We start from the raw sequence: 13,917 nt of genomic DNA on the forward strand, positions 1-13,917 counted from the left end.
CAATGCTCCTTTAAGCGCGTTTAGCCGCGGCTGCTTTATAAAGTTGTTGCCCGGCTTCTTCGCTACCGAGCAGCTCAGTGCTTAGCGGAATAAACTGATCGCGGCGTTGACCGTCAGTCGGTTTATTGCCACTGCCGCAGGCAGAATTGGCTTGCTCGTTGCCGATAAAGCTGACCATTTCCTCTTCCCAAACCTTGTCCAGCTCTTTTGGGGTGTCGTCGCGTTTCTCGCCGGCAATTTGTTGCTTTATGTCAGCTAAGTCGACTTCAGCAGCAGATAGGGAAACCAGGGTAGCGAAAATACTGGCGTAGTCCGAGTCGCGCTGCTGCAGGCGACACAATAGTACTGCCAGTACCGGTGCAACTTCTTCCAAACCAATCTGGGCGTTTTGCTCGCCCTGGGTGGATAAAAACTCCAGGTAAAGCGGCAGGTAATCCGGCAGCTCTTTTACGCCAATATCCAGTCCCGCCTCACGGTATTGCGCCATAAGGTTAACCATCGCCTGGCCGCGGTCGCGCGACTCGCCATGAATATGCTCAAAAATCAGCAATGATAACGAGCGGCCGCGCTCGAACAGGCCATCGTATTCTGATTGCCAGTCCATCAGCTCACCACTGCAGCGAGCTGTAATAAAAGCATTCAACTTTTGCTTAAGCTCTGCCGCGATAGCGGCATCTGCCACTATCGCCAGCAATTCAGCTTTGGCATCAATTAACGGCTGCTTCGGGTAATCCAGCAGCAGGGACAACAATTGTAAGATTTGCATGACTTTAGTCCTTAATCTCAACCGGGATAACCTGACGTACGCCTTTGGCTTTAGTGCCAAACAAGTTTACGCCGTTATTGCCATCGCCACAGCCGTTGCCAAAACTAAAACCACAGCTGGATTTTAAATCGTAGGCATTTTCGGCATAGGCACGGTGGCTGGTTGGAATAACAAAGCGGTCTTCATAGTTCGCCAGCGCCATATAGCGGTACATTTCTTCTACCTGCACTGGCGTTAAGCCTACTTGCTTTAACACCTCAGCATCTTCTACACCGTCTACCTGCTGTGCCCGTTTAAAAGCGCGCATGGCAATCATCCGCTCCAGCGCCCGCACTACAGGAGCTTCATCACCGGCGGTAAGCATATTGGCCAGATAACGTAGCGGGATACGCAGTGATTTCAGATCCGGGATTTCGCCGTTCATGCCAACATGGCCCGCCTGCACTGCGCCCTGAATAGGAGACAGTGGTGGTACATACCATACCATTGGCAGCGTGCGATACTCCGGGTGCAGTGGCAGAGCCACTTTCCACTCCATCGCCATCATATATACCGGTGAGCGCTGGGCGGCTTTAATCCAGTTATCGCCAATGCCTTCGGCACGAGCAGCAGCTATCACTACCGGATCGTTCGGATCAAGGAAGATATCCAGCTGCGCCTGATACAAGTCTTTCTCGTTCGGGGTATTGGCTGCGACTTCAATTTTGTCAGCGTCATACAGCAGCACGCCCAAGTAGCGGATGCGGCCAACACAGGTTTCTGAACATACTGTCGGCTGGCCGGCTTCAATGCGCGGGAAGCAGAAAGTACATTTTTCAGATTTGCCGGTTTTCCAGTTGTAATAGATTTTTTTGTACGGGCAGGCCGAAACACACATGCGCCAGCCGCGGCATTTGTCCTGATCAATCAGTACTATGCCATCCTCCTCGCGTTTATAAATCGCGCCGGAAGGGCAGGCTGCCACGCAGGCCGGGTTTAAGCAGTGCTCACATAAACGCGGCAGGTACATCATAAAAGTCTTTTCAAACTGACCGTAAATGTCCTTTTGCACCACGTCGTTAAAGTTCTGATCGATTTTGCGTTTGGCAAACTCGGTGCCGAGAATTTCTTCCCAGTTCGGACCCCATTCAATTTTTTCCATCCGCTGACCACTGACCAGTGAGCGTGGGCGGGCTACCGGTTGGTGCTGGGTATCGCCAACAGTGTGTAAATGCTGGTAGTCAAAATCGAACGGCTCATAGTAGTCGTCAATTTCCGGTAAGTCCGGGTTGGCGAAAATATTCGCTAGAATGCGGCGTTTACCACCAATTTTTAGCTCCAGCTTGCCGCTTTTATTGCGCACCCAGCCGCCATTCCATTTTTGCTGATTTTCCCACTCTTTCGGAAAACCAATACCGGGCTTGGTTTCAACGTTATTAAACCAGGCGTACTCGACGCCTTCACGCGAGGTCCAGACATTTTTACAAGTGATGGAGCAAGTGTGGCAGCCTATGCACTTGTCTAAATTCAGCACCATGCCAATTTGGGCTCTGACTTTCATGTTACTTACTCCAACCTTATTTAGTGTCTAACCAGTCAACGTTGTGCATTTTGCGCACGACGACGAACTCGTCACGGTTACAGCCAACGGTACCGTAGTAGTTAAAGCCATAGGATTGCTGGGCATAGCCACCGATCATATGGGTGGGTTTCATTACGGCGCGGGTGACCGAGTTATGAATACCACCACGGGTGCCGGTTTGCTCACTGCCAGGCACGTTTACAATGCGCTCCTGAGCGTGATACATCATGCTCATACCTTCTGGTACCCGTTGTGAAACCACAGCACGGGCGGCGATGGCGCCGTTAACGTTAAAGATTTCAATCCAGTCGTTATCTTCAATGCCAGCAGCGGCGGCGTCAGTTTCACTTAACCAGACAATAGGGCCACCACGCGACAGTGTTAGCATTAACAGGTTGTCCGAGTAAGTACTGTGAATACCCCATTTCTGGTGCGGCGTGATCCAGTTCAGCACCACTTCTTTGTTGCCGTTCGGTTTTTTGTTCAGCACCGGTTGCACGGTTTTTAAGTTAATTGGCGGCTTGTAGCTACACAGCTGCTCGCCAAAATCGCGCATCCATTCGTGATCCTGATAAAACTGCTGGCGGCCGGTAATGGTGCGCCATGGAATTAGCTCGTGCACGTTGGTGTAACCGGCGTTGTACGACACATGCTCATCCTCAAGACCTGACCAGGTGGGCGAACTGATGATCTTGCGCGGCTGGGCGACAATATCGTTAAAGCGGATTTTCTCATCTGCCTTTGGTAGCGCTAAATGGGTATGGTCGCGACCGGTAATTTTGCCTAAGGCTTCCCAGGCTTTAACCGCGACATGGCCATTGGTCTCCGGCGCCAGGGACAAAATCATCTCGCATGCGTCGATGGCGCTGTCAATCTTCGCCATGCCTTTGTTAATGCCTTCGTCGGTATGCACGCGGTTAAGCTTTTTCAGGAAGCTGACTTCCTCTTTAGTGTCCCAACCGATGCCTTTGCCGCCGTTGCCGATTTTCTCCAGCAGTGGGCCAATTGAGGTAAAGCGGGCATAGGTATTAGGGTAGTCACGCTCGACAATATTAATATGCGGCATGGTCACGCCCGGTATCGCATCACATTCGCCTTTCCACCAGGCTTTAACACCATAAGGCTGTGCCAGTTCTGCCGGTGTATCGTGGTGCATTGGCGTGGTGACCACGTCAGTTTCTACGCCTAAATGGCCAACGGACGCTTTCGAGAATGATTTGGCAATCCCTTTGAAAATTTCCCAGTCGCTGCGTGCTTCCCATACCGGATCAATGGCAGCCGTTAACGGGTGAATAAACGGATGCATATCCGAAGTATTCATATCGTCTTTTTCGTACCAGGTGGCGGTAGGCAGCACGATGTCGGAATACAGGCAAGTGGTAGACATACGGAAATCCAGCGTCACCCATAAGTCGACCTTGCCCTCAGCGCCGTTGTCAGTCCACTCGATATCCTGCGGCTTTTTACCACCGAACTCGCCTAAGTCTTTGCCCAGCAAGCCATGTTTGGTGCCTAAAAAGTGCTTCAGCATGTATTCGTGGCCTTTACCGCTGGAACCCAGCAGGTTAGAGCGCCAGATAAACATATTGCGCGGGAAGTTTTGCGGGCTGTCGGGCTGCTCGCAGGCAAACTTAATGTCGCGATCTTTTAGCTGCTGCACCACATAGTCTTTTAACTCAACACCGGCAGCTTTGGCTTTAGCGGCCAAGCCCAGCGGGTTAACTCCCAGTTGCGGCGCTGACGGTAACCAGCCCATGCGCTCGGCGCGGCTGTTAAAGTCTATAATACTGCCGCCCCACTTTTCTTTATTCGCCAAAGGCGATACGACTTCGGTCATATCCAGCTTTTCATAACGCCACTGGCTGGAATGATTATAGAAGAACGAGGTACCGTTCATATGGCGTGGTGGCCGCTGCCAGTCCAGCGCAAAGGCCAGTGGGGTCCAGCCGGTTTGTGGCCGCAGTTTTTCCTGGCCAACATAGTGTGCCCAGCCGCCGCCGCTTTGGCCGATACAGCCGCACATCATCAGCATATTGATCAGGCCACGGTAATTCATGTCCATGTGATACCAGTGGTTTAGTGCAGCACCGACAATCACCATAGAGCGACCGCGGGTTTTATCGGCGTTGCGGGCAAACTCGCGCGCTACGCGAATCACATCTTCCGGGTTCACACCGGTAATAGGCTGCTGCCAGCCTGGCGTGTAGGGTACGTTGTCAAGGTAAGACTTGGCGCGGCTGTCATCACCAATGCCGTTATCTACACCATAGTGCGCCAGCATTAGATCAAATACGGTGGCAACTAAAGCGGTGCTACCATCGGCAAGCTCGACGCGTTTGGCCGGAACTTTACGAATTTGCACGTCGTCATGTGCGGTGTGCTGGAAGTATTTATATTCGTGCGGTGCACCGCCAAAATACGGGAAGGCTACCTCGACCAGCTCGTCGCGGTTATCTTTTAGCGATAATTGTAAGTCGATTTCGCCATCTTTGTCTTTTTGCTCAAGGTTCCATTTGCCTGCCTGGCCCCAGCGGTAACCAATTGCGCCGTTAGGACTGGTTAAGCGGCCATCACTGTTCAGCGCTATGGTTTTCCAGTCCGGGTTATTGTCCTCACCCAGGTTATCGACTAAATCGGCAGCGCGCAGGAAACGGCCCTGGCTCAGGTGTTTTTCACCTTGCTCCAGCATCACCAACATGGGCATATCGGTGGTGCGTTTTACATAATCGGTAAAATAGGCGCTTGGGTTATCAACATGGAATTCTTTTAAAATCACATGGCCAAACGCCATCGCGAGCGCAGCATCAGTACCCTGACGTGGCGCTAACCAGGTATCACCAAATTTGGATGCTTCTGAGTAATCTGAAGTGATAACGCAGGTTTTGGTGCCTTTATAACGCACTTCTGTTAAGAAGTGTGCATCGGGCGTACGGGTTTGTGGCACGTTAGAGCCCCAAACAATAATGTAATTCGAGTTATACCAGTCGGCCGATTCCGGCACGTCGGTTTGCTCGCCCCATACCTGCGGTGACGCAGGCGGTAAGTCGCAGTACCAGTCGTAGAAGCTTAAACAGTTACCACCAATTAACGATAGATAACGTGCGCCAGCGGCATAAGACACCATCGACATCGCCGGAATAGGCGAGAAGCCGGTAACCCGGTCCGGGCCGTAAGTTTTGGTGGTGTACACGTTAGAGGCGGCAATCAGCTCGTTAACCTCATCCCAGCTGGCGCGGACAAAACCGCCCAAGCCACGGCGCTCTTTATAGCTTTTGGCTTTTTCCGGGTCGCTGACAATAGATTCCCAGGCTTTTACCGGATCTTTATGCGCAGCCTTGGCTTCGCGCCACAATTTCATCAGTTGCTGACGTACTTTAGGATATTTTAAGCGGTTGGCGCTATAAATATACCAGGAATAGCTGGCGCCACGTGGGCAGCCGCGCGGCTCATGGTTTGGTAAATCCGGCCGGGTGCGTGGGTAGTCGGTTTGCTGGGTTTCCCAGGTAACCAGACCGTCTTTTACATATATTTTCCAGCTGCACGAGCCGGTACAGTTTACACCATGGGTAGAGCGCACAATTTTATCGTGTTGCCAGCGCTGGCGGTAACCCTGTTCCCATGTTCTATCTTCATTAGTGGTAACACCGTGGCCGTCGGCGAACGGGGCTTTGCGGGTTTTAAAAAACCGCAGTTTGTCGAGTAGGTGACTCATGGTTTACTCCTGGTCTTGTCCTGCATGAACAGACATATTGCTTTTCTGGTATGCACACTATAGAAACAACAGCGCGATGATGCTTGATTTAGATCATGCTAACCAGAGCGCTAAATAGCTGATAAAAAACAAAAATACCTACAAGGTGGTAGTGTGGGTGGGGCTGTAATCGCCGACAATACTCAGGTGTTTACCCCTTATGGTGTGAAGTAGGTAAATGCAGCTACCCTGGCGAGAAAAAAGGGGTAGCTAAATTGTGTCGGTGGTTTTTAATAACAAAGCGGCGCAATGCCATATAAGCAGGTATGCTTAAGCAGTAAATTAGTGGAGTGGTTATGCGACAGTTTTCTATTGTTACCCGTATTAATATTGCGCTGGCTTGTATTGTTACGCTGGCTGTTGGAACTATGCTGGCTTCGTACTGGCTGTCGGACAAAACTGATAACGATGCACATGCCGTCAATGTAGCAGGCTCGCTACGGATGCAAACTTACCGCATGGCCTGGCTGACATTACAGCACGACGAAAATCAGCTGCGCATAGCTCGTGAGCAACTGGCGCAAACTTGGCAGCATCCGGTGTTTGCCAGGTTTATCAGTAACAATGACATAGCCAACCAGTTAGAGCGGGCGCGGTTGCAATGGCAGGGGGTCGATGTGGCGTTATCGCAGCCATTAGTTGACATGGCCGAGTTGGAAACTGTGTTGCAGGTACAAATTCAGTTGCTGGAGCAGCTGGTGTATCTTATTCAGCAGGATGCTGAGCAAAAAGTACGTGGTTTTCGTACTCTGCAGCTTATTGCTCTGCTGGCCACGGTGTTGTTATCAGCCATTGTGATTTACTGGTTAAAAGTGATGGTGGAAGAGCCGCTGCAAGTGCTGACACAAGGCGCAAAACGGGTGGCAATGGGGGATTTTACCCACCGTTTAAGTATTGAAAATAATGACGAACTGGGCACCCTGGCGCACAGTTTTAACAAGATGAATGACTCTATTGCCTATATGTATGGCAACTTAGAACAGCGGGTAGATAAGCAAACCGAGACATTAAAACATAACAATATAACGCTGCGTTTTTTATATAACACCGCCCGGAGTATTAGTGAACATGTACCTGAGTATATTGATTTTAAAAAGATTATTGATGAACTTAAACTTGTGGTTAAGATTGATGATTTAGAGCTTTGTTTATTTACTGAGGATGGTGACAAACCTTATATGCAGCTAGTGCCGGGAGTTGATATTGTAGATCCTTGCATTGAGCAAAACTGCGGTGATTGTTTAAGTCAGGCTGAAAGCAGCAGCTGCAACAATCAGCAATACACTTATGCCTTGCAACGGGAACGTAAAAAGTTTGGTGTATTGGTGGTAAGGGTAGCCAAAGAGCAGAAGTTAGTTATGTGGCAGCAGCAATTACTAGCCTCGGTGGCCGATCAGTTAGCTCTGGCATTGAGTTTAAAATCAGAAGAAGAGCAGGTGCGCCGGCTGGCATTGATGCAGGAACGTACTGTAATCGCCCGTGAACTGCATGACTCCTTAGCGCAGGCATTGTCTTATTTAAAGATTCAGGTAACCAGGCTAAATAAAGCCACGCAAAAAGATGATAAAGCCACTATTGCTGATGTGTCGGCTGAACTAAAGCAGGGTCTGGATTCGGCCTATCGCCAGCTGCGCGAACTCTTAACCACTTTCCGCTTAAAAGTCGACGGTTCTGGCTTGTTAAGTGCGCTGCAAACTACGGTGAAACAGTTAACCGAACAGTCTGACTTACAGATCCGGCTGGATTATCAGTTGAGTAATGTGCCATTGGCGCCGCATGAAGAAATTCACCTGCTGCAAATTATCCGTGAAGCCAGCCAGAATGCGGTGCACCACAGCCAGGGCAGCGAGCTGAAGATTAGCCTACAGCACAGTAGCGATGGCATCAGCCTGGCGGTAGAAGATAATGGCGTCGGCATACCACAAGCGGCAGAAAAGCTAAACCATTATGGCTTGGCCATAATGCAGGAGCGTAGCAAGCATTTAGGCGGACAAATACAGATTAAAGCGCGTAAAGAAGGCGGCACCGGCGTGTATTTTAGTTTTACACCAGAGTATTTATTGCAACAGCAAATGGCGTGATGGTGCTGTCGGGGCGCCATTGTCAGAACAGCGGCGCCCCAGGTATTTGCACCCCCGAAAGTTACGGATTATAAAACTCACCGTTTTTACGCAGGTAAAAAAACCAGTTCACGAGCAGGCACAAGCCATAGAAAATGGCAAAACCCACCATCGCGTACTCAGGTGTGGCAGCTTTTATTTGCTCACCCAGTACCTGCGGAATGTAGAAGGCGCCATATGCCGCCACCGCAGATGTCCAGCCCAGTACAGGGCCTGCTTGCTCTTTGGGGAATACTACGGCGATGGTACGGAAGGTGGAGCCGTTACCGATACCACTGGCGGCAAACAAACCCAAGAAGATCAAGAAAAACGGCACAAAGTATTGCTCTGGCGTGGCACTCTGATAGGCCAGCTGCATATAGTAAGCCGCACCCAAGGCGCACAGTATCATCACCACTGAGCACAGTTGGGTAACAAAGGCACCACCGAGTTTATCGGCAATCCATCCACCTACGGGGCGGATAAGTGCGCCAACAAAAGGTGCTATCCAAGCGTAAGTTAATGCGCTTGGGCCATTCGGGTTAGGTGTGCTGTGAGTCATTACGCCGTCAACCATAATATGGCTGTAGCCAAATATTACTTTAATCGACAATGGAAAGGCGGCGGCAAAGCCGATAAAAGAGCCGAACGTCATTACGTACAGTACGCTCATGACCCAGGTGTGTTTGTTATTAAATATTTTGTATTGCCGATCTAAGCTGGTGCGAATGGCGCCGGGAAGCAGTTTTAATAAAAATACCGTGGCAAACAAGATAGCAATTAGAACTATCTCTTTTGGAATACCAAAACCAGAGCCGTTGGCCGACTCGGGCAATATCAGCCATAAACCAGCGATAGACGTTATAAAACCGATCCCCAGCATTGCAAGTATGATACTGAATGAAGTTAACGCAGAGGGTAATTTAGGGGTGACTTCTTCTGTGTGAATATTGTTTGTGCCGAACCAGAGTAAAAAGGCCAGTGGCACTAGCGTAATTAACCAGGCAAAGCCAGCATTTTGGATCCAGGTTTCAGTTCCTGCCGGAATAGTGCCAGTGACTGTGCCGCTGGCTTTAGCCAGGATCATCGGCTCACCGCCACCGAGTACGGTAAAGACACCAAACGACATAAAAATGGGTACCAGTATTTGTACTGTGGTAACACCAAAATTACCCAGCCCAGCATTTAACCCCAGCGCCAGGCCTTGCTGCTTTTTAGGGTAAAAGAAACTGATATTCGACATCGACGAGGCAAAGTTACCGCCGCCAATGCCCGATAGCAGTGCCATAAGCTGAAATACCCATAGTGGGGTGTCGATGCTTTGCAGTGCCAAGCCTGTGCCAACAGCAGGTATCATTAATAAGCTAGTCGTGAGAAACAACGTGTAACGACCGCCGCACAGCCGGACAAAAAAGCTCGATGGTATACGCAAAGTGGCACCGGTGAGGCCGGCTATAGCTGTTAAGGTAAATAATTCAGCGGTGCTAAACGGATAGCCGACGTTGAGCATTTGTACTGTAACAATACTCCATAGCATCCAGACACCAAAGCCACATAACAAGCTTGGAATAGAGATCCATAAGTTGCGGTTGGCAATGGCTTTGCCGGTGCTTTGCCAGAAGGTGTCGTCTTCCGGTTGCCATTGTTTAAGATCTGACATGGTTCACTCCTGTTGGAAACAGCAATATAAGCTGTGCAAACTATGCAGGGCATCTCGTGTTGTCACAATGTATCTTCGGAGTTACCTTACGACCGCCGAGGAATAGTTGTGGGTACCTATTAAGTGGTAAGTGTTGAGTGCTTAGGTTTTAATGTTGAATTAAATCAGACGTTTATGATGGTGGTTTGATTTTTTATAGGCCTTGATGGGGTATCGGGCCAAGCAGGCAGATCTGCTATTTAACTGATTTATATCAAAGTAAGCACCACCTTGTTGTAAGCTAATACCCATACAGAAATATGACAGATTTGGAGCACGACATGTCAGAGCAAAAATCCAGCATTATGTTGGTGGATGATCATCCGTTATTACGCAAAGGTTTAAAGCAGCTATTGGCCCTGGAAGATGAGCTGGAAGTTATTGCCGAGGCCAGTAGCGGTATGGATGCGATACCGTTGGCTGTTGAGCTGGATCCCGATATGATTATTCTGGATTTAAATATGCAAGGTATGGATGGTATCGCTACGTTAAAACGTCTGCGAGACGAGGGGGTTACTTCACGAATTGTGATGTTAACGGTATCTGATGCTGACGAAGACGTGGTTAATGCCATTAGTAATGGTGCTGATGGCTACTTGTTAAAAGACAGCGATCCTGAACTGCTGTTGGAGCATATTAAACGTGCTTTGACCGGTAAAATGGTGTTAAGCGAAGCCGTTACACAGGTGCTAGCCACGGCACTGCGCCGCCCCGCAGTAAAAACGCCCGCTGAGCTTAATAGCCTGACTAACCGTGAACACGAAATTTTGGGTTTTATTGCCAAAGGGTTAAGTAATAAGCTAATTGCACGCGAGCTTAATATCTCTGACGGTACGGTGAAAGTGCATGTTAAACATCTGTTGAAGAAACTTGGCCTGCGCTCGCGGGTTGAAGCTGCGGTATGGATGGTAAACCAGCAAGGTAACAAGGTATAAAGGAGCACAGCCTGATGCAAGACGCCCGTATGCCGAAACCCATGCTTAGTGCTGAGCAAGCGATATTGCAAATGCTTAGCGAAGTTGAGTCTCTGGAACAAACCATCAGCGTACCGGTATCTGCTGCGTTGGACCGGGTACTGGCGCGGTCTGTGGTATCTAGTATCAATGTGCCTGGGTACGACAACGCGGCGATGGACGGCTATGCCTTGCGCGCAGCTGAAGTTGCTCCGGGCAAACCGCTGAATATAGCTGGTGTGGCACTAGCAGGTCATGCCTTTGCCGACAGAGTGCCTGCCGATAGCTGCGTGCGCATTACCACCGGTGCTGTGTTGCCCCCTAGCCTGGATACTGTTGTGATGCAGGAGCAGGTAAAGCTTATTCAAACGAATGATGGCAGCCAACAGCAAATTTTATGTCAGCTAGAGCCTGTTGTCGGAGAGCATGTGCGTCGGGCCGGAGAAGATATTAGCCGGGGAGCTGAAGTGTTTGCTGCCGGGCATAAGCTGCGCCCGGCCGATATTGGTTTACTGGCATCTATTGGTATTGCCGACGTTAAAGTAGTGCGTCAGCTAAAGGTAGCTATTTTCTCTAGTGGTGACGAGCTGGTGCCGCCAGGGCAGCCGTTAGCGGATGGGCACATTTACGATAGCAACCGTTATGTGATTGCCGCTATGCTGCAACGCCTTGGCGTGCAGGTGATTGACCTCGGCTTATTGCCGGATGATCCTGACACCATAGAGCAGGCGTTTAAGGAGGCAATGACGCAGGCTGATGTGCTGATCACCAGCGCCGGAGTCTCAGTGGGTGATGCCGACTACACCCGGCAAATTCTGCACAAGCTGGGCCAGATAAATTTTTGGCAAGTGGCAATTAAACCAGGTAAACCCTTTGCCTTTGGTAAGCTGAATAACTGCTGGTTTTTTGGCCTGCCTGGTAACCCGGTAGCGGCGGTAGTTACGCTGGAGCAATTGGTGCAGCCGGTGCTGCGTAAACTTAGCGGTGAAACTGTTACGGCTAATGTTAAGCTGTTAACCGCTGAATGCGAGGTGCCACTGAAAAAACAACCCGGCCGGATGGATTTTCAGCGTGGCTGGTACTGGCAGGGTGAAACCGGCTTAAAAGTAAAAACCTTGGGTGCACAAAGCTCTGGCATGCTCAGCTCCATTGCTAACGCTAATTGTTATATAGTGTTACCGCGTGACAGCGCTAGCCTGCCGGCTGGTGAAATAGTGTCGATATTACCGTTTTCTAATTTACTGCGTTAACGCGCTATCTTGTTTTTTCTACCACCTTTGCGCCGGCGTAAGCCGGCGCAGCCTTGATCTGCATCAACACCGCTAATCGCAATAATCACCACACTGCGCGTGATAAAACGCAGAATTGGAGTGGTTATGCTATTGGTCGATGCCTTATTGCACGAACTGGACGTGTTTGGTGTTAAGCAGTTATTTGGTATTCCCGGTGATTTTGTGCTGCCGCTTTTTGAACAGCTACAGCAGCGTAACCGTTTGCCGCTATATTATTTAAGCCATGAACCCTCGGCGGTGTTTGCCGCCGATGCGGCCGCGCGCATTAGTAATAACCCGGCGGTAGTGATACTAACCTACGGTGCCGGTGCATTAAACGCTGTGAATGCGGTAGCTCAGGCCTATGTTGAGCATGTGCCGCTGCTGGTGATTGCCGGATTTCCAAGCCAAAGTGAGATTGACCGCGGCCTGCAAATTCATCATCAGGCGAAAACGGTTGACTCGCAGCGTGACATTTACCGCGAAATCACCGCAGCGCAGTACCGGTTGGATAACCCGGCACGCTGTGGCGAGGATATCCGCGCAGCGCTAGCGACCGCGAAGCAGCAAAGCCGGCCGGTACTACTGGAAATACCGCGTGATGCTGTAGCCTTTCACATTGAGCTGGCTGGGCCTTATCAGCCAGAAGCGATAGCACATGATGAACTGGCGCTGGCCGTAGCCGATGTCGCCGCGCGGCTTAAGCAAGCGCAACGGCCAGTAATTATAGCCGGCGTCGATGTGCGCCGCTTTGATGCGGTGGCCGAGCTTGAAGCCTTAGCCGATAAATTTAATATACCTTTTGTCAGCACTCTAATGGGCCGTGCCAGCTTTAACCAGCAACATCGGCTCTATGGCGGTATTTTCCTCGATAAAACCGACCTTCGTCCTGCAAAGCTGCTGCGCGATGCCGACCTGATTTTGCAAATTGGTGTGATAAAAACCGACAGCAATTTTGCCGCCCACAGTGAGCTTTTCCCTGCACATAAAGTGGTTTGCATCGAGCAGAATCAGCTCAGGCTGGGGCCTGCAACCTACCATCAGCTGGCGTTAAAACCATTACTGGCAGCGTTAATAACGCAAGCACTGACGCCCTTTGCGCAGCAAAGCATGCCAACTGCAGCAACTGTGGCGGAAGAGCAGCAGCTAAGTGCCAGCAGCCTGGTGAAATGTTTAGACCGCGTGTTAACAGTACGCAATGACACTGTGCCGCTTATTTCCGATATTGGCGATTGCCTGTTTGCTTCCCTGCATGCCAACCCCAGTTTAATGCTGGCACCGGCGTTTTATGCTTCTATGGGTTACGCCGTGCCGGCAGCCTTTGGCGTGCAGGCAGTTACCGGTTTACGGCCGGTGGTACTGGTAGGCGATGGCGCTTTTTTAATGACTGGGCTCGAGCTTGGCCACTTTGCCCGCTATGGCTTTGCACCGGTGATAGTGGTGTTTAATAACCAGCGCTGGGACATGATAGAAGCCTTTACCCCCGGCCTCAGCTGCACTAATCTGGCCAACTGGCACTATGCTGATTTGGCGCGTAGCATGGGTGGCCACGGTATGCAGGTGAATAATTTAACCGACTTTACCCAGGCACTGCAGCTAGCGCTGGACAGTAAACAGCGATTTAGTCTGATAGAGGTGATGTTGCCAGCCGGCAGCCGCACAGCGCGCTTGGATAATTTTGCTAAGGGTTTTAAAGCCGCTCAGTGGGCGCAGACTAGCTGTTAATAATTCCGGGTTTGCGGCAGATCAAAGCCGGTTTTTGTGCCGGCGTTAGACTAGCCGCCTTTTTTATAGTTGTGATGTCGTGCCAGAGGCCT

General features: G+C 50.4%; 8 protein-coding genes. 4 read left to right on the forward strand and 4 right to left on the reverse strand.

What is annotated here, in order from left to right; all coding sequences use genetic code 11:
* Positions 1–10: 10 nt before the first annotated feature.
* From narJ to ACUJFK_RS08205, 3 genes are read right to left on the reverse strand one after another with little or no spacing between them, the layout of a single operon-like run.
* Positions 11–766 carry a nitrate reductase molybdenum cofactor assembly chaperone gene (narJ, locus tag ACUJFK_RS08195; RefSeq protein WP_445426640.1) on the reverse strand — a complete coding sequence of 252 codons (756 nt, stop codon included), beginning with the start codon at positions 764–766 and terminating at the stop codon, positions 11–13.
* Between the two features lie 4 nt (positions 767–770).
* Positions 771–2,306: a nitrate reductase subunit beta gene (narH, locus tag ACUJFK_RS08200; protein ID WP_445426641.1), complete on the reverse strand. Its 1,536-nt coding sequence runs from the start codon at positions 2,304–2,306 to the stop codon at positions 771–773.
* A 16-nt stretch (positions 2,307–2,322) separates the two neighbouring features.
* Entirely contained in the window at positions 2,323–6,039 is a 3,717-nt protein-coding gene (locus tag ACUJFK_RS08205; protein WP_445426642.1) for a nitrate reductase subunit alpha, read from the reverse strand.
* A gap of 335 nt (positions 6,040–6,374) precedes the next feature.
* Between ACUJFK_RS08205 and ACUJFK_RS08210 the strand changes: the two genes are divergently transcribed.
* Positions 6,375–8,159 (forward strand): ATP-binding protein, encoded by a 1,785-nt coding sequence (locus ACUJFK_RS08210; protein ID WP_445426643.1) that lies wholly within the window; start codon positions 6,375–6,377, stop codon positions 8,157–8,159.
* A gap of 61 nt (positions 8,160–8,220) precedes the next feature.
* On the opposite strand, the gene ACUJFK_RS08215 is transcribed toward ACUJFK_RS08210, so the two are convergent.
* On the reverse strand, positions 8,221–9,837 hold the full coding sequence (locus tag ACUJFK_RS08215) for an MFS transporter (RefSeq protein WP_445426644.1): 1,617 nt from the start codon (positions 9,835–9,837) through the stop codon (positions 8,221–8,223).
* Between the two features lie 320 nt (positions 9,838–10,157).
* Between ACUJFK_RS08215 and narL the strand changes: the two genes are divergently transcribed.
* From narL to ACUJFK_RS08230, 3 genes are all read left to right on the forward strand, one after another.
* A complete protein-coding gene (gene narL / locus ACUJFK_RS08220) occupies positions 10,158–10,811 on the forward strand; it encodes a two-component system response regulator NarL (RefSeq protein ID WP_445426645.1) in 654 nt (217 codons plus the stop codon).
* Positions 10,812–10,825: 14 nt separating this feature from the next.
* Positions 10,826–12,079 carry a molybdopterin molybdotransferase MoeA gene (gene moeA, locus ACUJFK_RS08225; protein WP_445426646.1) on the forward strand — a complete coding sequence of 418 codons (1,254 nt, stop codon included), beginning with the start codon at positions 10,826–10,828 and terminating at the stop codon, positions 12,077–12,079.
* Positions 12,080–12,205: 126 nt separating this feature from the next.
* Positions 12,206–13,825, forward strand: coding sequence for a thiamine pyrophosphate-binding protein (locus ACUJFK_RS08230; protein WP_445426647.1), 1,620 nt, complete (start codon positions 12,206–12,208; stop codon positions 13,823–13,825).
* The last annotated feature ends 92 nt before the right edge of the window (positions 13,826–13,917 follow it).

It is taken from the genome of Alishewanella sp. HL-SH06 (assembly GCF_052656265.1).

What these genes read in the sequence shown, in the direction of transcription:
- ACUJFK_RS08210 (WP_445426643.1), top strand. Translation starts at nt 6,375, where the DNA reads ATGCGACAGTTTTCTATTGTTACCCGTATTAATATTGCGCTGGCTTGT.
- ACUJFK_RS08215 (WP_445426644.1), bottom strand. Translation starts at nt 9,837, where the DNA reads ATGTCAGATCTTAAACAATGGCAACCGGAAGACGACACCTTCTGGCAA.
- narH (WP_445426641.1), bottom strand. Translation starts at nt 2,306, where the DNA reads ATGAAAGTCAGAGCCCAAATTGGCATGGTGCTGAATTTAGACAAGTGC.
- ACUJFK_RS08205 (WP_445426642.1), bottom strand. Translation starts at nt 6,039, where the DNA reads ATGAGTCACCTACTCGACAAACTGCGGTTTTTTAAAACCCGCAAAGCC.
- moeA (WP_445426646.1), top strand. Translation starts at nt 10,826, where the DNA reads ATGCAAGACGCCCGTATGCCGAAACCCATGCTTAGTGCTGAGCAAGCG.
- narL (WP_445426645.1), top strand. Translation starts at nt 10,158, where the DNA reads ATGTCAGAGCAAAAATCCAGCATTATGTTGGTGGATGATCATCCGTTA.
- narJ (WP_445426640.1), bottom strand. Translation starts at nt 766, where the DNA reads ATGCAAATCTTACAATTGTTGTCCCTGCTGCTGGATTACCCGAAGCAG.
- ACUJFK_RS08230 (WP_445426647.1), top strand. Translation starts at nt 12,206, where the DNA reads ATGCTATTGGTCGATGCCTTATTGCACGAACTGGACGTGTTTGGTGTT.